Here is a 19,359-nt window from a genome sequence, read left to right on the forward strand (position 1 = left end):
AAGTTTAAAAAGCGTATAAAATTCGAGTGTAATACCGATAAATGTAATACTGGACTAAATGATTAAAGGGGTATTCATTCTGAAAAACTATTTAAACTTTACACATTTTCTAAACCTAGGTCAAAACATTCGTGGTTTTCACGAATGTGCATATATAAATGCTTGAGAAACTTTGTTGATCAAGCAAGTTCGGCATGCAGTTTTGTCGAACCATTTTTTGTTTAATCTTAGTAAACGTTAGTTATTGCTAGGATTATAAGTAAGTTTACTACTAAATCTGGTTGTTTGAGGGGTGAAGCAGTTGACAGGTCAACTAGTTCAATATGGTCGACACCGCCAACGTAGGAGTTACGCAAGGATTAGTGAAGTTCACGACCTTCCAAATCTAATTGAAATTCAAACGAAATCCTATGAATGGTTTTTACAACAAGGGATGAAAGAAATGTTTGAAGACATTTCACCGATTGAAGATTTTACAGGTAATCTTTCATTGGAGTTCGTGGACTACAGCTTAGGAGAACCAAAATACCCTGTTGATGAGGCGAAAGAGCGAGACGTTACGTATAATGCACCTTTACGCGTCAAAGTCCGTCTTTTAAATAAAGAGACGGGTGAAGTGAAAGAGCAAGAAGTCTTTATGGGTGATTTCCCATTAATGACTGATACGGGTACGTTTGTGATTAACGGTGCTGAACGTGTCATTGTATCACAGCTCGTTAGATCGCCTAGTGTCTATTTTAGTGAAAAAATAGACAAAAACGGAAAAAGAGGTCATACAGCAACTGTTATTCCTAACCGTGGGGCATGGTTAGAGTTCGAAACAGATGCTAAAGATGTTGTGCATGTACGTATTGATCGTACACGTAAATTACCGCTTACCGTATTACTAAGGGCATTAGGCTTTAGCTCAGATGAGGAAATCATTGATTTAATTGGAGACAATGAGTTTTTACGTAATACATTAGAGAAAGACAACACAGAAGACAGCGAAAAAGCTTTGATTGAAATATATGAACGATTAAGACCGGGTGAACCGCCAACTGCAGAAAACGCACGTAGTTTATTATATTCACGTTTCTTTGATCCGAAGCGTTATGATTTAGCGCGTGTAGGTCGTTACAAAATGAATAATAAATTACATTTCAAAAATCGTTTGCTCAATCAGACATTAGCGGAAACTATTGCTGATGAAGAGACAGGTGAAGTTATCGCTCGTAAAGGTGATAAACTAAACCGTCGATTATTAGACAAACTGATGCCGCATTTTGAAATAGAGGAAGATGCGGCAGGTGAAAAAATTCTAGAACCTCAAGATGGTGTCTTAGAAGACCCTATTAAAATTCAATCCATTAAAATAGTAGACCCAACTGACCCTGAAGGTGAAAGAACATTAACGGTTATTAGTAATGGTAATGTCAATTATAATGTTAAAAACATTACACCGGCTGATATTATCTCTTCTATTAGCTATTTCTTTAACCTATTACACACAGTGGGTAATACCGATGACATTGACCATTTAGGTAATCGTCGTTTACGTTCAGTTGGTGAATTATTACAAAACCAATTCCGTATCGGGCTTTCCCGAATGGAACGTGTAGTTCGTGAGCGTATGTCTATTCAAGATACGGAATCGATCACACCACAACAATTGATTAATATACGTCCAGTAATTGCGTCTATTAAAGAGTTCTTTGGTAGTTCGCAATTATCGCAGTTCATGTATCAAACTAACCCATTAGCTGAATTAACGCATAAACGTCGTTTATCAGCATTAGGCCCGGGAGGTCTAACGCGTGAACGTGCGGGTTTCGAGGTTCGTGACGTACACTATTCACACTATGGTCGTATGTGTCCAATCGAAACGCCCGAGGGTCCGAACATCGGGTTGATTAACTCATTATCAACTTTTGCGAAAGTTAATGAGTTTGGTTTCATTGAAACACCTTACCGTCGTGTAGACCCAGAAACCGGTAAAGTGACGGAACAAGTTGACTATTTAACAGCTGATGAAGAAGATAATTATATCGTGGCTCAGGCAAATGCTCGTTTAACCGATGATGGTTCGTTTGTAGATGAAGAAGTTATCGCCCGTTTCCGCGGTGAAAACACAGCTGTTCCACGTGAACAAATTGATTACATGGATGTATCACCTAAGCAGGTCGTATCAGCAGCGACTGCATGCATCCCATTCTTAGAAAACGATGACTCTAACCGTGCGTTAATGGGTGCGAACATGCAACGTCAGGCAGTACCTTTACTTCAAGCGGAAGCTCCGTTCGTCGGAACTGGTATGGAATATGTATCAGGTAAAGACTCAGGTGCTGCTGTTGTAGCAAAGCATGCAGGAATCGTCGAAAAAGTTGAAGCGAAAGAAGTTCATATTCGCCGAATAGAAGAAGTTGATGGTAAGGAAGTTGAAGGTGACTTAGATCGCTATAGACTAGCGAAGTTTATTCGATCCAACCAAGGTACATGTTATAACCAAAAACCTATTATCTCTAAGGGCGACCGTGTGAAACAAGGTGAAATTTTAGCCGATGGCCCGTCAATGGACAAAGGCGAATTAGCTCTTGGGCGTAATGCCTTGGTTGCCTTTATGACCTGGGAAGGTTATAACTATGAAGATGCCGTCATCATGAGTGAACGTATGGTGAAGGATGATGTTTTCACGTCTATCCATATTGAAGATTTTGAAACGGAAGCGCGTGATACAAAACTTGGTCCGGAAGAAATAACTCGTGACATCCCTAACGTTGGTGAGGATGCTTTAAGAAACTTAGATGAGAACGGCATTATTCGTGTCGGTGCTGAAGTCACTGATGGTGATTTATTAGTTGGTAAAGTCACACCAAAAGGAATGACAGAGCTTTCTGCGGAAGAACGTTTACTACATGCTATTTTCGGTGAAAAAGCACGGGAAGTTAGAGATACATCATTACGAGTCCCCCACGGTGGTGGCGGTATCGTACTTGATGTTAAGACATTTAATCGAGAAGATGGTGATGAATTATCACCAGGTGTCAATAAACTAGTACGTGTTTACATCGTACAAAAACGGAAAATCTCTGAAGGGGATAAAATGGCTGGTCGTCACGGTAACAAAGGTGTTATCTCACGTATTTTACCTGAAGAGGATATGCCTTACCTACCGGATGGTACACCAGTTGATGTTATGTTAAACCCATTAGGCGTACCTTCTCGTATGAATATCGGGCAAGTGCTTGAGCTTCATTTAGGTATGGCAGCAAGAGAGATGGGTATTCATGTTGCATCACCAGTATTCGATGGTGCGGATGAAGAAGACGTATGGGAAACAGTCTTGGAAGCAGGCTTATCAAGAGATGGTAAAACAGTTCTTTATGATGGAAGAACAGGAACTGCTTTCGATAACCGTGTGTCAGTTGGTGTTATGTACATGATCAAACTTGAACACATGGTTGATGATAAATTACACGCACGCTCAACTGGACCATACTCCCTTGTTACACAACAACCACTTGGTGGTAAGGCTCAATTTGGTGGTCAGCGCTTTGGTGAGATGGAAGTATGGGCTTTAGAAGCATACGGTGCTGCTTATACGTTACAAGAGATCTTAACCGTTAAATCCGATGATGTTGTTGGTCGTGTTAAAATGTATGAATCGATTGTCAAAGGTGAAAACCTTCCAGAACCAGGTGTTCCTGAATCATTCCGGGTACTCATCAAAGAGCTTCAAAGTCTTGGAATGGATGTCAAGATGCTAACGCAGGATCGTTCAGAAATTGACATGCGTGATTTGGAAGATGAAGATCAACCAGAACAATTGAATGTTTCAATGGAAACAACGGAAGATCGCAACGTCAGTGAGTAAATGAGATCTTTAGAATTAATTCGTTGAAAAAATAAGGGAGGTAGGCTCCTTGATCGATGTAAACAGATTTGAGTTCATGAAAATAGGGTTGGCTTCACCTGACAAGATTCGTTCTTGGTCATTCGGTGAAGTAAAAAAACCAGAAACGATTAACTATCGTACATTAAAACCAGAAAAAGACGGTTTATTCTGTGAACGTATTTTTGGACCTACAAAAGATTGGGAATGTCACTGCGGAAAATACAAACGCGTTCGATACAAAGGTGTCGTTTGTGATCGTTGTGGTGTTGAAGTAACAAAAGCAAAAGTACGTCGTGAGCGCATGGGGCATATTGAGCTTGCTGCCGCTGTTTCTCACATTTGGTATTTTAAAGGTATTCCAAGCCGTATGGGTCTTGTTCTAGACTTATCACCTAGAGCACTAGAAGAAGTGATTTACTTTGCTTCTTATATTGTGACGGATCCAGGTGATACACCGCTTGAGAAAAAACAGCTACTAACGGAAAAGGAATTCCGCACGTATTACGAAAAATATGGTAATACGTTTAAGGCACAAATGGGTGCTGAAGCAATCCGTAAGTTATTACAAGATGTTAATTTAGATGGCGAAGTTCAAGAACTTAAAGAGGAGTTAAAAACAGCTCACGGTCAACGTCGTACACGCGCAATAAAACGTCTAGAAGTACTAGAATCATTCCGTAATTCAGGAAATAATCCTGATTGGATGATTATGGATGTTCTTCCGATTATTCCACCAGAATTAAGACCAATGGTACAACTTGATGGTGGACGTTTTGCAACATCTGATTTAAATGACTTATATCGTCGTGTGATTAATCGTAATAACCGTTTGAAACGTCTATTAGATTTAGGTGCACCAACGATTATTGTTCAAAACGAGAAACGTATGCTACAAGAATCTGTAGACGCGTTAATTGATAATGGACGTCGTGGTCGTCCAGTTACTGGTCCAGGGAATCGTCCGCTTAAATCTCTATCTCATATGTTGAAAGGTAAACAAGGACGTTTCCGTCAGAACCTATTAGGTAAACGTGTTGACTATTCTGGTCGTTCCGTTATCGTTGTTGGACCGAACTTGAAAATGTATCAATGTGGTTTACCTAAAGAAATGGCTATTGAATTATTCAAGCCATTTGTGATGCGAGAATTAGTTGATCGCGGTTTAGCTCATAACATTAAATCGGCAAAACGTAGTATTGAACGTTTACGTCCGGAAATTTGGGATGTTTTAGAGGATGTTATTAAAGAACACCCAGTACTGTTAAACCGTGCACCGACGCTTCACCGTTTAGGTATTCAGGCGTTTGAGCCAACACTAGTGGAAGGTCGTGCAATTCGCCTACACCCATTAGTATGTACAGCTTATAACGCGGACTTTGATGGTGACCAAATGGCGGTTCACGTTCCATTATCGCCTGAAGCTCAAGCTGAAGCCCGAATTCTTATGTTAGCGGCTCAAAACATTCTAAATCCTAAAGATGGTAAACCAGTTGTGACACCATCTCAGGATATGGTACTCGGTAACTACTATTTAACGCTTGAACGTGATAATGCATTAGGCGAAGGAAGAGTGTTTTCATCTTATACGGAGGCTGTATTAGCATACGATAATGGCTATGTCCATTTGCACAGTCGTATCGGTATTAAAGCCAGCTCACTAAATAATCCACAATTTACTGAGGGGCAAAATGAAAAGTTACTCATCACGACAGTCGGTAAATTGATCTTTAATGAAATTCTTCCTGACTCATTCCCATACATGAATGAGCCGACATCCTCTAACCTGGAGGAACGCACGCCTGATGAGTACTTTGTAGATATTACAACTGATTTAAAAGAAGAACTTAAAAATAGAGAGTTAATTAAGCCATTTAAGAAGGGTATCCTAGGCGATATCATTGCAGAAGTCTTCAAACATTATAAGATTTCTGAAACGTCTAAGATGCTGGACCGTATGAAGGACTTAGGCTTTAAGTTCTCTACAAAAGCAGGTATTACAATTGGTGTCTCTGACATTGTTGTATTAGAAGAGAAACAAAAAGTGCTTGACCAAGCACAAAGTAAAATTGATAAAGTCGTTAAACAGTTCCGCCGTGGTTTAATCACGGAAGAAGAGCGATATGACCGAGTTATTGCAACATGGACGGAAGCGAAGGATGAAATTCAAGATAAGCTAATGGTTTCATTAGATGCCTTAAACCCTATCTTCATGATGAGTGACTCTGGTGCCCGTGGTAACGCATCGAACTTCACTCAGCTAGCAGGTATGCGTGGTTTAATGGCTAATCCATCTGGTCGAATCATTGAACTACCAATTAAATCAAGCTTCCGTGAAGGTTTAACCGTGTTAGAGTACTTCATTTCAACTCACGGTGCGCGTAAAGGTCTAGCCGATACAGCCCTTAAGACGGCGGACTCTGGTTACTTAACCCGTCGCTTGGTTGACGTTGCCCAAGATGTTATTATCCGTGAACACGATTGTGGAACGGACCGTGGCATGACGGTTTCAACATTACGTGAAGGAAATGAAATCATCGTACCGTTATATGACCGTTTAGTGGGTCGTACAGCATTTAGAATGGTACATCATCCAGAAACCAACGATATCATTGTTGAACGTAATGAATTAATTACAGAAGATAAAGCTAAAGAAATCGTTGATTCTGGTGTTGAATCAGTCGTTATTCGTTCAGTGTTCACATGTAACACACACCATGGTGCTTGTGTGAAGTGTTATGGGCGTAATATGGCTACAGGCGATCGCGTTGAAGTTGGTGAATCTGTTGGTATTATCGCGGCACAATCAATCGGTGAACCAGGTACACAGCTTACAATGCGTACATTCCACACAGGTGGTGTAGCTGGGGACGACATCACACAAGGTTTGCCGCGTATTCAAGAGCTATTTGAGGCTCGTAACCCTAAAGGTCAGGCTGTTATCACAGAGATTAACGGGCAAATCATAGAAATTAATGATGTCAAAGATAAGAAAGAAATCGTCGTTAAAGGCGATGTTGAAACGCGAAATTATACAACACCTTACAGCGCTCGTATGAAAGTAGATGTAGGAGATGAAGTTATTGCAGGTCAAGCGCTTACGGAAGGTTCTATCGATCCGAAAGAACTAATCAAGGCACAAGGCTTGCAAGGGGTAGAACGATATCTGCTTAAAGAAGTACAAAAAGTTTACCGTATGCAAGGTGTTGAAATTAGTGATAAACACGTCGAGGTTATGGTACGTCAAATGCTTAATAAAGTACGTGTCATAGAATCCGGAGATACCGATGTTATACCTGGATCACTCCTTGATGTTAACCAATTTAGAGAAGCTAACCGTCAAGTGTTACTAGAAGGTGGGCAGCCAGCTGTGGCTAAACCAATTATACTTGGTATTACAAAAGCTTCGCTCGAAACAGACTCATTCTTATCAGCGGCATCATTCCAAGAAACGACAAGAGTCTTAACAGATGCGGCTATTAAAGGTAAGTATGACGACCTACTCGGATTGAAAGAAAACGTTATTATCGGTAAGCTTGTTCCTGCGGGTACTGGCTTAGCCAAATATCGTCATCTAGAAGCGGATAAAGAAGAAGTCGAAGTAGAAGAAGAAGTAGAAGAGATGACAACTGAAATTTAATAGAGGTTGAGGCACCTTGAAATGCTTTAGATTTTTCATTGACAACTCATAATGTCAGTGGTACTATATTCAAGGTGCTTCATATAACCTTGTTACTTTGGAGGATAATTGAATGTCTTATGAAAAAGTAGCACAGGCTAAAAAAAGCTTAATTATTGGAGCTAAACAAGTGCTAAAATCCATTAAAAGTGGTGATGTACTTGAAGTCGTTGTGGCTGAAAATGCCGAACGACGTATAACTGATAAAGTATTAAAAGCAGCAGATCAATACGAAATACCAATTGCTTATGTTGAATCTATGAAAAAATTAGGTGAAGCTTGCGGTATTGACGTTGGAGCAGCTGCAGTGGCAATTAAAAAGTAAACTTTATACACCATCGTGTATTGAGTTTGTTTTTTTGCCTAAAAATGAACCACCTGGATGTGTGGATTTAGAAACAATAGATCAGAAGGGAGGATATAACATGCCTACTATTAACCAATTAGTACGTAAAGGTCGTAAATCTAAAGCTAAAGGTTCTGACTCACCTGCTTTAAACAAAGGGTTTAACTCTTATAAAAAACAATTTACTGATAATCCTTCTCCACAAAAGCGTGGTGTTTGTACACGTGTGGCAACTATGACACCTAAGAAACCGAACTCAGCATTACGTAAATATGCTCGTGTACGTCTTTCTAACCAAATTGAAGTTACGGCTTACATTCCGGGAATTGGACACAACCTACAAGAGCACAGTGTTGTTCTAATTCGTGGTGGACGTGTAAAAGACTTACCAGGTGTGCGTTATCACATCGTTCGTGGTGCACTAGACACTGCTGGGGTTGAAGGTCGTAAACAAGGCCGTTCAAAATATGGAGCTAAAAGACCTAAAAAATAAGCTGCGATTGAAGATAAAGACCACGTAGAAAGGAGGAACTTTGAATGCCGCGTAAAGGAGCAGTTCCTAAAAGAGATGTATTACCAGATCCAATTTACAACTCTAAACTAGTAACTCGTTTAATCAATCAAATTATGGTTGATGGTAAAAAAGGTGTTTCACAAAAAATTCTTTATAAAGCTTTTGATTTAGTACAAGAACGTAGCGGTCAAAATGCTATGGATACATTTGAGGAAGCTATGAAGAATGTTATGCCAGTTCTTGAAGTACGTGCTAGACGTGTTGGTGGTTCCAACTACCAAGTACCTGTTGAGGTACGCCCAGAACGTCGACAAGCATTAGGACTTCGTTTCATCGTTAACTATGCGAGGCTTCGCGGAGAAAAATCGATGGAAGAGCGTCTAGCTAATGAAATTTTAGATGCAGCAAATAATACTGGTGCAGCAGTTAAACGTCGTGAAGAAATGCATAAAATGGCAGAAGCGAACAAGGCGTTTGCACACTATCGTTGGTAATAATAATTCAATAATACAATTTAGCCAAAATGCAGGAAGGAGAAGTGAATTATGCCTAGAGAGTTCTCCTTAGAAAAATATCGTAATATCGGCATCATGGCACACATTGATGCTGGTAAAACAACAGCTACTGAGCGTATCCTGTTCTATACAGGACGTATTCACAAGCTGGGAGAAACTCACGAAGGTGCTTCCCAAATGGACTGGATGGAGCAGGAGCAGGAGCGTGGTATCACGATTACGTCTGCTGCGACAACAGCCCAGTGGAAGGATCATCGTATTAACATCATTGATACGCCGGGGCACGTAGACTTCACAGTAGAAGTTGAACGTTCTTTGCGTGTACTTGATGGTTCTGTTGCGTTATTAGATGCGCAATCAGGTGTTGAGCCACAAACTGAAACAGTTTGGCGACAAGCTACAACTTACGGGGTACCGCGTGTTGTTTTTATCAATAAAATGGATAAAGTCGGTGCTGACTTCTTATATTCCGTAAGTACATTAGAAGACCGATTAGGTGCTAATGCGCACCCAATTCAGTTACCAATCGGTGCTGAAGATCAGTTCGAGGGAATTATTGACTTAGTAGAAATGAAAGCTTATGTCTACGAAGATGACCTTGGAACACGCGCTAACGCGACAGAAATACCAGATGAATATAAGGAACAAGCCGAAGAATATCGCGGTCGCTTAGTAGAAGCAATCGCGGAGCTAGATGAAGACTTAATGATGAAATATCTAGAAGGTGAAGAATTCACAATTGATGAATTAAAAGCGGCAATCCGTAAAGCAACTTGTGATGTTGAATTCTATCCAGTTATGTGTGGATCAGCATTCAAAAACAAAGGTGTTCAATTACTTCTAGATGCTGTAATCGACTATCTTCCTTCTCCATTGGATGTACCTCCAATTGAAGGTGTTGTTCCAGATACGGAAGAAGAAGTCGTTCGTAAATCAGACGACAAAGAACCATTCTCAGCACTAGCATTTAAAGTAATGACTGACCCTTACGTTGGTAAATTAACCTTCTTCCGTGTGTATTCAGGCACACTAAACAGTGGTTCTTATGTTAAGAACTCAACTAAAGATAAGCGTGAGCGTGTAGGTCGTATCCTACAAATGCATGCCAACCACCGTGAAGAAGTTGATGCAGTTTATGCTGGTGATATCGCAGGTGGTGTTGGATTGAAAGACACTGCTACAGGGGATACACTATGTGATGAGAAAAACCTTGTCATTCTTGAATCTATGGAATTCCCTGACCCTGTTATCGCGGTTGCGATTGAACCGAGATCAAAAGCGGACCAAGATAAAATGGGTATCGCTTTAGCTAAATTAGCTGAGGAAGACCCAACCTTCCGTACCGAGACAAACGAAGAAACTGGTCAGACGATTATTCATGGTATGGGTGAACTTCACCTAGACATTATCGTTGACCGTTTAAAACGTGAGTTTAAGGTTGATGCGAACATTGGTAACCCACAGGTTGCTTACCGAGAAACATTCCGTGCAGACGCGAATGTTGAAGGTAAATTCGTGCGTCAGTCAGGTGGACGTGGTCAATACGGACACGTTTGGGTTAATTTCGAACCAAATGATGAAGGTGAAGGTTTCGAATTTGTTAACAAAATCGTTGGTGGTGTTGTCCCGAAAGAATACATTCCAGCTGTTCAACAAGGTATTGAAGAATCAATGGAAAATGGTGTACTAGCGGGATATCCACTAATCGATATTAAAGCAACATTATACGATGGTTCATACCACGACGTTGACTCAAACGAAACAGCCTTTAAAGTAGCAGCATCAATGGCACTTAAAGAAGCTAAAAACAAATGTCAACCGGTTTTACTTGAACCAATGATGAAAGTTGAAATTGTTGTTCCTGAAGAGTACATGGGTGACATTATGGGCGATGTTACTTCGCGTCGTGGCCGTGTAGAAGGCATGGGATCTCGTGGTAACGCATCAGTCGTTAATGCTTTTGTTCCACTTTCTGAAATGTTTGGGTATGCAACATCACTACGTTCAAACACACAAGGACGCGGAACTTACACCATGTACTTCAGTCACTACGAAGAGGTACCGAAGAGCATTTCTGATGAAATTGTTAAGAAAAATGCTGGGGAATAATTGACGTTTGACGTTTTATCCCTTATAACAATTATTATAAACAGTTGTCTCCTGATACAATTCTAGGAGGCAACTGAAAAATAAAACATAAAAAATATTTTATATTTTAAGGAGGAAATATAAATGTCAAAAGAAAAATTTGACCGTTCCAAATCACACGTTAACATTGGTACAATTGGACACGTTGACCATGGTAAAACAACTTTAACAGCAGCGATTACAACTGTATTACACAAAAAATCAGGAAAAGGTTCTGCAATGGCTTATGACCAAATCGATGGTGCGCCTGAAGAACAAGAGCGTGGAATCACAATTTCTACTGCTCACGTTGAGTATGAAACTGACACTCGTCACTATGCTCACGTTGACTGCCCGGGACACGCTGACTATGTTAAAAACATGATCACTGGTGCAGCACAAATGGATGGTGCAATCCTTGTTGTATCTGCAGCAGATGGTCCAATGCCACAAACTCGTGAGCACATTCTACTTTCTCGTCAAGTAGGTGTACCTGCGATTGTCGTATTCTTAAATAAATGCGATATGGTAGACGATGAAGAGCTACTAGAACTAGTTGAAATGGAAGTTCGTGACCTACTAAGCGAGTACGACTTCCCTGGTGATGATGTACCAGTTGTTAAAGGCTCAGCTCTAATGGCTATTGAAGGTGAAGAGCAATACGTTAACGCAATCTACGAATTAATGGATGCTGTTGACGATTATATTCCAACTCCAGACCGTGACACTGATAAACCATTCATGATGCCAGTTGAGGACGTATTCTCAATCACTGGTCGTGGCACAGTTGCGACTGGCCGTGTAGAACGTGGTCAAGTATCAGTTGGTGATGAAGTTGAAGTCATCGGTCTTGCTGAAGAAGCAGGCAAAACAACTGTTACTGGAGTAGAAATGTTCCGTAAGCTTCTTGACTATGCAGAAGCTGGTGACAACATTGGTGCGCTACTTCGTGGTGTTTCTCGTGAAGATATTAAACGTGGTCAGGTACTAGCTAAACCTGGTTCAATTACACCACACACTAATTTTAAAGCAGAAGTTTATGTTCTTTCTAAAGATGAGGGTGGACGTCATACGCCATTCTTCTCAAACTATCGTCCACAATTCTACTTCCGTACAACTGACGTAACTGGTGTTATCCAGCTACCAGATGGAGTAGAAATGGTTATGCCTGGCGATAACGTTGAAATGGATGTTGAGCTTATCTCACCTATCGCGATTGAAGAGGGTACTAAATTCTCTATCCGTGAGGGTGGACGTACTGTAGGCGCAGGCGTTGTTGCTACAATCACTAAATAACAACAGTTTAACCTAAGAGATTGCCGAAAGTCGGCAATCTCTTTTTATATGCACTCAAAGTAGTCATAGGGTACTTGACTGTTGCTAAGCAAATCGGTACGGATACATAACTTATATATAAACGCTTTAAAAAAGGACCTTAAAAGCGACTTTTCTGAATATTACTCTATTGGTTGAAAGCAGCCATAAACCTTAGTATAATAACTTAGGTGATTGCAAGAGAAGTTTATAGAATTCCCTTGCGTATCAAGGCTGTATTCTGTATAATAAATAATGTTGCAGTCATAACAAGGCGATGAAGTGGAAGGTTGCTGACACACCCGGCCCCTTTGCCATGGCAGGTTGTGGAGGAAATTTTCACGGAGTATGTCTGTTTAAAAGATAGGCGAAAAGGAGGGAAAGTAATGGCAAAAGAAAAAATACGTATCCGATTAAAAGCTTATGATCACCGTGTGCTTGATCAATCAGCTGAAAAAATCGTAGAAACGGCAAAACGTTCTGGAGCAGATGTATCTGGTCCGATCCCATTGCCAACTGAGCGCTCTGTATACACAATCTTACGTGCGGTTCACAAGTATAAAGATGCTCGTGAGCAATTTGAAATGCGCACACACAAGCGTTTGATTGACATATTGAGCCCAACCCCACAAACAGTGGATTCCTTAATGCGTTTAGATTTACCATCTGGCGTAGATATTGAAATTAAACTATAACATTATTTTAGGAGGTGTAACGGATGGCGAAAGGAATCTTAGGACGCAAAATCGGAATGACTCAACTGTTCTCTGAAACTGGCGAATTAGTTCCTGTTACAGTTATTCAAGCTGAGGGTAACGTCGTATTACAAAAGAAAACAGCTGAAAATGATGGCTATGAGGCTATTCAAGTAGGTTTTGCGGATAAAAAAGAATCACGTGCGAATAAACCGGAAAAAGGTCATGCTGAAAAAGCAGAGGCAAAGCCTAAGCGCTTCATTCGCGAAGTCCGTAACGTAAATCTTGACGATTATGAAGTTGGTCAAGAATTAAGTGTGGATGTATTTGAAGCAGGTGAAAAAGTAGACGTAACCGGAACTTCTAAAGGTAAAGGGTTCCAAGGTGCGATTAAACGTCATAATCAATCACGCGGACCAATGACTCACGGTTCACATTATCACCGTAGTCCAGGTGCGATGGGTGTTATTGACCCGATGCGTGTATTCCCAGGCAAAAAACTACCAGGACAAATGGGTGGCGAAACGGTAACGATTCAAAACCTAGATGTTGTTAAAGTAGATACAGAAAATAACTTGATTCTCGTTAAAGGTAATGTACCTGGTGCGAAGAAATCATATGTACAAATTTCAAGTGCGGTTAAGGCTAACTAAATAATAAACGAAGGGAGGATATGTCATGCCTAAAGTAGCACTATACAATCAAACTGGTTCTCAAGTAGGCGATGTTGAGCTTACTGAAGGAGTATTTGGTATTGAACCAAACGAAACCGTATTAAAAGACGCAGTTGTGATGCAGCAAGCATCATTACGTCAAGGTACTCACAAAGTAAAAAATCGCTCTGAGGTTCGTGGAGGCGGCCGTAAACCATGGCGCCAAAAAGGTACAGGTCGTGCCCGTCAAGGATCTATTCGTTCCCCACAATGGGTTGGCGGTGGAACTGTATTTGGTCCAACACCTCGTAGCTACAGCTTTAAACTGCCTAAAAAAGTGCGTCGTTTAGCGCTTCGTTCTGCTTTATCTTCTAAAGTGAAACATGAAGAGATTTATGTATTAGAAGATTTAAGCATTGAAGCACCTAAGACGAAAGAAGTTGTTTCATTACTAAACAGTTTTGATGTAGATGGAAAAGCTTTAATTGTTACAGCAGAAAATGATGAAAACATTGAGCGATCTGCTAATAACATTCAAGGCGTGCATGTTCTATCAGTAGAGCAAATCAATGTATTAGATTTACTGAAATACGACAAGCTGTTCATGACGAAGGAAGCAGCTGAAAAAGCAGGGGAGGTGCTTGCATAATGACAGAACCAAGAGATATCATTAAGCGCCCGATCATTACGGAAAACTCTGCAGATTTAATGGCTGATAATAAGTATACGTTTGAAGTTTCAACAAAAGCGAACAAAACTGAAATTAAAGATGCCGTTGAAACAATATTTCAAGTAAAAGTAGAACAGGTTAATACAATTAACCTTAAAGGTAAGAAAAGAAGAATGGGACGTTATGAAGGCTACCGTCCTGATCGTAAAAAAGCCATTGTAACATTAACACCAGATAGCAAAGAACTAGACTTCTTTGAAGGTGTATAAGTCGGATAAAAAACTTTTAATTTAAAAGGAGGGAAAACAGATGGCGATCAAAAAGTATAAACCAACCAGTAATGGTCGTCGTAATATGTCAACATTGACAAACGATGAAATTACGACATCAAAACCAGAAAAGTCCCTACTTGCACCAGTTAAGAAACGTGCAGGTCGTAACAATCAAGGGAAATTAACTGTTCGTCATCAAGGTGGAGGACACAAACGTCAATACCGTTTAATTGATTTCAAGCGTGATAAAGATGGTATACCAGGACGCGTTGCTACGATCGAATACGATCCAAACCGTTCAGCGAACATCGCATTAATCAATTATGCAGATGGTGAAAAACGTTATATCCTTGCACCTAAAGGTTTAAAAGTAGGTCAAGAAGTTATGTCAGGTGAAGGTGCTGACATCAAAACAGGTAACGCATTACCTCTAAACAAAATGCCAGTCGGTACAACTGTTCACAATATCGAAATGAAACCAGGACGTGGAGGACAGTTAGTACGTTCAGCTGGTTCCCAAGCTCAAATTCTTGGTAAAGAGGATAAATACGTACTTATACGTCTAGCTTCAGGCGAAACACGTATGATTCTTGGTACGTGCCGTGCCTCAATCGGCCAAGTCGGTAATATTGAACATGAGCTTGTAAGAGTTGGTAAAGCAGGACGCACTCGTTGGAAAGGTGTTCGTCCAACAGTACGTGGTTCTGTTATGAACCCAAGCGATCACCCACACGGTGGTGGTGAAGGTCGTGCACCAATCGGTCTTCCATCTCCAATGTCACCATGGGGTAAACCTACGCTTGGACTTAAAACACGTAAACGCAATAAACAGTCAGATAAATTTATTGTACGTCGTCGTAAGAAGAAGAAATAAATCCTGAAAAAGTCAAATCGAGTCATCGGTTGACTTAAAGATGGAAGGAGGTTTATTCATGGGTCGTAGTTTAAAAAAGGGACCTTTCGTGGATGATCATTTAATGAAAAAAGTCGAAAGCATGGAAGAAAACAACAAAAAGCAAGTTATTAAAACTTGGTCACGTCGTTCTACTATTTTCCCTAACTTTGTAGGAAACACAATCGCAGTTTATGACGGCCGTAAACATGTACCCGTATATATCACCGAAGACATGGTTGGACACAAACTAGGTGAGTTTGCACCAACACGTACGTTTAAAGGCCATTCCGGTGACGATAAGAGAACAAAATAGCTAATTGAGAGGAGGTTAGCATGATGCAACAAGCTAAAGCAGTAGCTAAAACGGTTCGTATTGCTCCTCGTAAAGCTCGACTAGTGATTGATTTAATTCGAGGAAAAGAAGTTGGCGAAGCTTTCGCAATACTAGCTCATACAAACCGCGCTGCATCACCGAATGTTGAAAAGGTGTTAAAATCAGCGGTTTCGAACGCTGAGCACAATTATGAACTAGATGCGGAAAATTTATATATCTCTGAAGCATTTGTAAATGAAGGTGTAACGCTTAAACGTTTCCGCCCACGCGCGCAAGGTCGTGCAAGCGCGATTAATAAACGTACTAGCCACATTACAGTAGTGGTATCAGAAAAGAAGGAGGGATAATCAGTGGGTCAAAAAATTAACCCGAAAGGTCTTCGTATCGGTGTAATCAATGATTGGGAATCAAAATGGTACGCGGAAAAAGATTATGCTGACCTTTTACATGAAGACATTAAGGTTCGTGAATATATTGAAGAACGCTTGAAAGATTCTGCAGTATCTTCTATTGAAATTGAACGTGCTGCAAACCGTATTAACATCTCTATCCACACAGCTAAACCAGGTATGGTTATTGGTAAAGGTGGATCTGAAGTAGAAGCATTACGCTCAAAATTAAGTGAACTAACAAGTAAAAAAGTACACATCAACATCGTTGAAGTGAAAAAACCTGAGCTAGATTCAACTCTAGTAGCAGAAAACATTGCGCGTCAGCTAGAAAATCGTGTTTCTTTCCGTCGTGTACAGAAACAAGCAATCCAACGTGCAATGCGTGCAGGTGCAAAAGGTATTAAAACGCAAGTATCTGGTCGTCTAGGTGGAGCAGATATTGCCCGTGCAGAACAATACAACGAAGGAACTGTACCACTTCACACACTACGTGCTGATATCAATTATGGTACTGCTGAGGCAGATACTACGTACGGTAAGCTTGGTGTTAAAGTGTGGATTTATCGTGGTGAAGTCCTTCCAACAAAAAATGATAATCAATAAGGAAGGGGGATTCGCAATATGTTAATGCCTAAACGTGTAAAATATCGTAGACAACATCGCGGCAACTTAAAAGGTCGTGCAAAAGGTGGAACTGAAGTATCACATGGTGAATTCGGCGTTCAAGCACTAGAAGGTGCATGGATTACTAGTCGACAAATCGAGGCAGCTCGTATTGCAATGACTCGTTATATGAAACGTGGCGGTAAAGTTTGGATTAAAATCTTTCCAGACAAACCGAAGACTGCTAAACCATTAGAAGTACGTATGGGTTCCGGTAAAGGTTCTCCAGAAGATTGGGTAGCAGTTGTAAAACCAGGAAAAATATTATTTGAAATTGCTGGAGTTAATGAAGAAGTCGCTCGTGAAGCACTTCGCTTAGCATCACACAAACTACCAGTTAGAACGAAGTTCGTAAAACGTGAAGAAATTGGTGGTGATAGCAATGAAAGCTAATGAAATCAGAGAACTTACCACTGCCGAAATCGAACAAAATATTAAATCATTAAAAGAAGAACTGTTTAACTTACGCTTTCAGCTAGCAACAGGTCAACTAGAAAACACGGTACGCATCCGTGAAGTTAGAAAATCTATTGCTCGTATGAAAACAGTTATTCGTGAAAGAGAAGTCGGCATTAATAATCGATAATCGAGAGGAGGTCAGCCTCAATGAGTGAACGTAAAGATCGCAAAGTCTATACAGGACGCGTTGTTTCTGACAAAATGGATAAAACCATTACGGTTCTTGTAGAAACTTATAAATTCCACCCGCTTTATGGTAAGCGTGTTAAATATTCTAAGAAATTTAAAACTCATGACGAAAATAATCAAGCAAAAAATGGCGATATCGTACGTATTATGGAGACTCGTCCATTATCAGCTACGAAACGTTTCCGTCTAGTTGAAGTAGTAGAAGAAGCTGTTATTATATAATCGCTCGGAATGAATCCGAAGGGAGGTAGCAAATCCTATGATCCAACAAGAGTCTAATCTCAAAGTTGCTGATAACTCAGGTGCTCGTGAAGTTAAAACCATTAAAGTCTTAGGCGGTTCTGGACGTAAAACAGCTAATATAGGCGATGTTATCGTTTGTTCAGTTAAACAAGCAACACCAGGTGGCGTTGTCAAAAAGAATGAAGTTGTAAAGGCTGTAGTTGTACGTTCAAGAAACGGTGTACGCCGTAAAGACGGTTCATATATTCGTTTTGATGAAAACGCAGCAGTCATCATTCGAGATGATAAAAGTCCACGTGGAACTCGTATCTTCGGACCTGTTGCTCGTGAATTACGTGAAAGACAGTTCATGAAGATCGTTTCCTTGGCTCCAGAAGTATTATAATGAAAACTCTGCCTTGCAAGGAGGTGCACGATTCATGCATGTAAAAAAAGGCGACAAAGTCAAAGTAATTACAGGAAAAGATAAAGGAAAAGAAGGCACAATTTTAGAAGCTTATCCAAAAAAAGAACGTGTATTGGTAGAAGGCGTTAATTACATTAAAAAACACGCTAAACCTTCTCAAGAAAACCCTCAAGGTGGAATCTTGACGCAGGAAGCACCAATCCATGTTTCTAATGTTATGCCAGTCGATCCTAAATCAGGTGAGCCTACTCGTGTCGGTTATGAGGAACGCGACGGTAAAAAAGTCCGTATCGCAAAAAAATCAGGCGAACCTTTAGATAAATAGTGTTGTGCTGAAAGGAGGTCTACAAGATGAACGAACTTAAAAGACAATATCAAGAAGAAATCGTCTCAAAACTAGTTGAAAAGTTTAATTATAGTTCTGTAATGCAAGCCCCTAAAATTGAAAAGATTGTTATCAATATGGGTGTGGGTGACGCTGTACAGAACGCCAAAGCACTTGATAATGCTGTTGAAGAATTACAGTTAATTTCCGGTCAAAAGCCAACTGTTACACGCGCGAAAAAATCAATCGCTGGTTTCCGTTTACGTGAAGGTATGCCAATCGGTGCAAAAGTAACACTTCGTGGTGAACGCATGTATGATTTCCTTCAAAAGTTAATCGCTGTGTCACTACCTCGTGTTCGTGACTTCCGTGGTATTTCTTCAAAAGCATTTGATGGTCGCGGCAACTACACTCTTGGCATTAAAGAACAATTAATTTTCCCAGAAATTGATTACGATAAAGTCAGTAAAGTACGTGGTATGGATATCGTAGTTGTAACAACTGCTGACACGGATGAAGAAGCTCGTGAATTATTAAGTCAATTTGGAATGCCGTTCAGACAGTAATTTACTCATAAGGAGGGAAAAACTGTGGCTAAAAAATCAATGATCGCAAAACAAAAACGTAAACAAAAGTACAAAGTACGCGAATACACACGTTGTGAACGTTGCGGTCGTCCACATTCAGTTATCCGCAAATTTAAATTATGCCGTATTTGTTTCCGTGAATTAGCTTACGAAGGACAAATTCCTGGCGTTAAAAAAGCAAGCTGGTAAACCCGTAATTGGGAAGGAGGT

The 19,359-nt window shown here is 40.3% G+C and carries 22 protein-coding genes; all 22 read left to right on the forward strand.

Annotated elements, in window-relative coordinates; genetic code table 11:
• The first annotated feature begins 301 nt into the window (after window positions 1–301).
• The 22 genes from rpoB (at window position 302) to BLP77_RS13825 (ending at window position 19,338) form a co-directional block, all read left to right on the forward strand.
• On the forward strand, window positions 302–3,853 hold the full coding sequence (gene rpoB / locus BLP77_RS13720; RefSeq protein WP_093857699.1) for a DNA-directed RNA polymerase subunit beta: 3,552 nt from the start codon (window positions 302–304) through the stop codon (window positions 3,851–3,853).
• Between the two features lie 49 nt (window positions 3,854–3,902).
• The gene (gene rpoC / locus BLP77_RS13725; protein ID WP_093857700.1) at window positions 3,903–7,511 is read left to right on the forward strand and encodes a DNA-directed RNA polymerase subunit beta'; all 3,609 of its coding nucleotides are present in this window, start codon (window positions 3,903–3,905) and stop codon (window positions 7,509–7,511) included.
• Between the two features lie 112 nt (window positions 7,512–7,623).
• Window positions 7,624–7,875, forward strand: a complete 252-nt coding sequence (locus BLP77_RS13730; RefSeq protein ID WP_093857701.1) for a 50S ribosomal protein L7ae-like protein — start codon at window positions 7,624–7,626, stop codon at window positions 7,873–7,875.
• Window positions 7,876–7,975: 100 nt separating this feature from the next.
• The gene (rpsL, locus tag BLP77_RS13735; protein WP_093857702.1) at window positions 7,976–8,389 is read left to right on the forward strand and encodes a 30S ribosomal protein S12; all 414 of its coding nucleotides are present in this window, start codon (window positions 7,976–7,978) and stop codon (window positions 8,387–8,389) included.
• 44 nt (window positions 8,390–8,433) lie between these two features.
• The gene (gene rpsG / locus BLP77_RS13740) at window positions 8,434–8,904 is read left to right on the forward strand and encodes a 30S ribosomal protein S7 (protein WP_093857703.1); all 471 of its coding nucleotides are present in this window, start codon (window positions 8,434–8,436) and stop codon (window positions 8,902–8,904) included.
• Between the two features lie 51 nt (window positions 8,905–8,955).
• Window positions 8,956–11,034 carry an elongation factor G gene (gene fusA / locus BLP77_RS13745; RefSeq protein WP_093857704.1) on the forward strand — a complete coding sequence of 693 codons (2,079 nt, stop codon included), beginning with the start codon at window positions 8,956–8,958 and terminating at the stop codon, window positions 11,032–11,034.
• Window positions 11,035–11,157: 123 nt separating this feature from the next.
• Window positions 11,158–12,348: an elongation factor Tu gene (tuf, locus tag BLP77_RS13750; RefSeq protein ID WP_093857705.1), complete on the forward strand. Its 1,191-nt coding sequence runs from the start codon at window positions 11,158–11,160 to the stop codon at window positions 12,346–12,348.
• Between the two features lie 404 nt (window positions 12,349–12,752).
• Window positions 12,753–13,061 (forward strand): 30S ribosomal protein S10, encoded by a 309-nt coding sequence (gene rpsJ / locus BLP77_RS13755; protein ID WP_093857706.1) that lies wholly within the window; start codon window positions 12,753–12,755, stop codon window positions 13,059–13,061.
• Window positions 13,062–13,084: 23 nt separating this feature from the next.
• Complete coding sequence (gene rplC / locus BLP77_RS13760) at window positions 13,085–13,714, forward strand: 50S ribosomal protein L3 (RefSeq protein ID WP_093857707.1); 630 nt, start codon at window positions 13,085–13,087, stop codon at window positions 13,712–13,714.
• A gap of 25 nt (window positions 13,715–13,739) precedes the next feature.
• Window positions 13,740–14,363 carry a 50S ribosomal protein L4 gene (gene rplD, locus BLP77_RS13765; RefSeq protein ID WP_093857708.1) on the forward strand — a complete coding sequence of 208 codons (624 nt, stop codon included), beginning with the start codon at window positions 13,740–13,742 and terminating at the stop codon, window positions 14,361–14,363.
• On the forward strand, window positions 14,363–14,653 hold the full coding sequence (rplW, locus tag BLP77_RS13770; RefSeq protein ID WP_093857709.1) for a 50S ribosomal protein L23: 291 nt from the start codon (window positions 14,363–14,365) through the stop codon (window positions 14,651–14,653). Before rplD ends, rplW begins: the two co-directional genes overlap by 1 nt.
• A 40-nt stretch (window positions 14,654–14,693) precedes the next feature.
• Complete coding sequence (gene rplB, locus BLP77_RS13775; RefSeq protein ID WP_093857710.1) at window positions 14,694–15,530, forward strand: 50S ribosomal protein L2; 837 nt, start codon at window positions 14,694–14,696, stop codon at window positions 15,528–15,530.
• A 58-nt stretch (window positions 15,531–15,588) separates the two neighbouring features.
• A complete protein-coding gene (rpsS, locus tag BLP77_RS13780; protein WP_093857711.1) occupies window positions 15,589–15,864 on the forward strand; it encodes a 30S ribosomal protein S19 in 276 nt (91 codons plus the stop codon).
• Between the two features lie 23 nt (window positions 15,865–15,887).
• Window positions 15,888–16,232, forward strand: coding sequence for a 50S ribosomal protein L22 (gene rplV / locus BLP77_RS13785; RefSeq protein WP_093857712.1), 345 nt, complete (start codon window positions 15,888–15,890; stop codon window positions 16,230–16,232).
• A 3-nt stretch (window positions 16,233–16,235) separates the two neighbouring features.
• Window positions 16,236–16,880 (forward strand): 30S ribosomal protein S3, encoded by a 645-nt coding sequence (gene rpsC, locus BLP77_RS13790; protein ID WP_093857713.1) that lies wholly within the window; start codon window positions 16,236–16,238, stop codon window positions 16,878–16,880.
• Between the two features lie 18 nt (window positions 16,881–16,898).
• Entirely contained in the window at window positions 16,899–17,333 is a 435-nt protein-coding gene (rplP, locus tag BLP77_RS13795) for a 50S ribosomal protein L16 (protein WP_093857714.1), read from the forward strand.
• The gene (gene rpmC, locus BLP77_RS13800) at window positions 17,323–17,526 is read left to right on the forward strand and encodes a 50S ribosomal protein L29 (RefSeq protein ID WP_093857715.1); all 204 of its coding nucleotides are present in this window, start codon (window positions 17,323–17,325) and stop codon (window positions 17,524–17,526) included. Before rplP ends, rpmC begins: the two co-directional genes overlap by 11 nt.
• A 20-nt stretch (window positions 17,527–17,546) precedes the next feature.
• A complete protein-coding gene (gene rpsQ, locus BLP77_RS13805) occupies window positions 17,547–17,810 on the forward strand; it encodes a 30S ribosomal protein S17 (RefSeq protein WP_093857716.1) in 264 nt (87 codons plus the stop codon).
• A gap of 37 nt (window positions 17,811–17,847) precedes the next feature.
• Window positions 17,848–18,216 (forward strand): 50S ribosomal protein L14, encoded by a 369-nt coding sequence (rplN, locus tag BLP77_RS13810; RefSeq protein ID WP_093857717.1) that lies wholly within the window; start codon window positions 17,848–17,850, stop codon window positions 18,214–18,216.
• A gap of 34 nt (window positions 18,217–18,250) precedes the next feature.
• On the forward strand, window positions 18,251–18,562 hold the full coding sequence (rplX, locus tag BLP77_RS13815) for a 50S ribosomal protein L24 (protein ID WP_093857718.1): 312 nt from the start codon (window positions 18,251–18,253) through the stop codon (window positions 18,560–18,562).
• Window positions 18,563–18,588: 26 nt separating this feature from the next.
• On the forward strand, window positions 18,589–19,128 hold the full coding sequence (rplE, locus tag BLP77_RS13820; RefSeq protein ID WP_093857719.1) for a 50S ribosomal protein L5: 540 nt from the start codon (window positions 18,589–18,591) through the stop codon (window positions 19,126–19,128).
• A 24-nt stretch (window positions 19,129–19,152) separates the two neighbouring features.
• The gene (locus tag BLP77_RS13825) at window positions 19,153–19,338 is read left to right on the forward strand and encodes a type Z 30S ribosomal protein S14 (RefSeq protein WP_093857720.1); all 186 of its coding nucleotides are present in this window, start codon (window positions 19,153–19,155) and stop codon (window positions 19,336–19,338) included.
• Window positions 19,339–19,359: the final 21 nt, after the last annotated feature.

The sequence above is a fragment of the Tenuibacillus multivorans genome (assembly GCF_900103915.1).
Taxonomy (GTDB): Bacteria; Bacillota; Bacilli; order Bacillales; family Alkalibacillaceae; genus Tenuibacillus; species Tenuibacillus multivorans.

Excerpts from the sequence above, each read along its gene's own strand:
- BLP77_RS13730 (WP_093857701.1), top strand. The coding sequence starts at position 7,624 with ATGTCTTATGAAAAAGTAGCACAGGCTAAAAAAAGCTTAATTATTGGA.
- rpsL (WP_093857702.1), top strand. The coding sequence starts at position 7,976 with ATGCCTACTATTAACCAATTAGTACGTAAAGGTCGTAAATCTAAAGCT.
- rpsG (WP_093857703.1), top strand. The coding sequence starts at position 8,434 with ATGCCGCGTAAAGGAGCAGTTCCTAAAAGAGATGTATTACCAGATCCA.
- fusA (WP_093857704.1), top strand. The coding sequence starts at position 8,956 with ATGCCTAGAGAGTTCTCCTTAGAAAAATATCGTAATATCGGCATCATG.
- tuf (WP_093857705.1), top strand. The coding sequence starts at position 11,158 with ATGTCAAAAGAAAAATTTGACCGTTCCAAATCACACGTTAACATTGGT.
- rpsJ (WP_093857706.1), top strand. The coding sequence starts at position 12,753 with ATGGCAAAAGAAAAAATACGTATCCGATTAAAAGCTTATGATCACCGT.
- rplC (WP_093857707.1), top strand. The coding sequence starts at position 13,085 with ATGGCGAAAGGAATCTTAGGACGCAAAATCGGAATGACTCAACTGTTC.
- rplD (WP_093857708.1), top strand. The coding sequence starts at position 13,740 with ATGCCTAAAGTAGCACTATACAATCAAACTGGTTCTCAAGTAGGCGAT.
- rplW (WP_093857709.1), top strand. The coding sequence starts at position 14,363 with ATGACAGAACCAAGAGATATCATTAAGCGCCCGATCATTACGGAAAAC.
- rplB (WP_093857710.1), top strand. The coding sequence starts at position 14,694 with ATGGCGATCAAAAAGTATAAACCAACCAGTAATGGTCGTCGTAATATG.
- rpsS (WP_093857711.1), top strand. The coding sequence starts at position 15,589 with ATGGGTCGTAGTTTAAAAAAGGGACCTTTCGTGGATGATCATTTAATG.
- rplV (WP_093857712.1), top strand. The coding sequence starts at position 15,888 with ATGCAACAAGCTAAAGCAGTAGCTAAAACGGTTCGTATTGCTCCTCGT.
- rplP (WP_093857714.1), top strand. The coding sequence starts at position 16,899 with ATGTTAATGCCTAAACGTGTAAAATATCGTAGACAACATCGCGGCAAC.
- rpmC (WP_093857715.1), top strand. The coding sequence starts at position 17,323 with ATGAAAGCTAATGAAATCAGAGAACTTACCACTGCCGAAATCGAACAA.
- rpsQ (WP_093857716.1), top strand. The coding sequence starts at position 17,547 with ATGAGTGAACGTAAAGATCGCAAAGTCTATACAGGACGCGTTGTTTCT.
- rplN (WP_093857717.1), top strand. The coding sequence starts at position 17,848 with ATGATCCAACAAGAGTCTAATCTCAAAGTTGCTGATAACTCAGGTGCT.
- rplX (WP_093857718.1), top strand. The coding sequence starts at position 18,251 with ATGCATGTAAAAAAAGGCGACAAAGTCAAAGTAATTACAGGAAAAGAT.
- rplE (WP_093857719.1), top strand. The coding sequence starts at position 18,589 with ATGAACGAACTTAAAAGACAATATCAAGAAGAAATCGTCTCAAAACTA.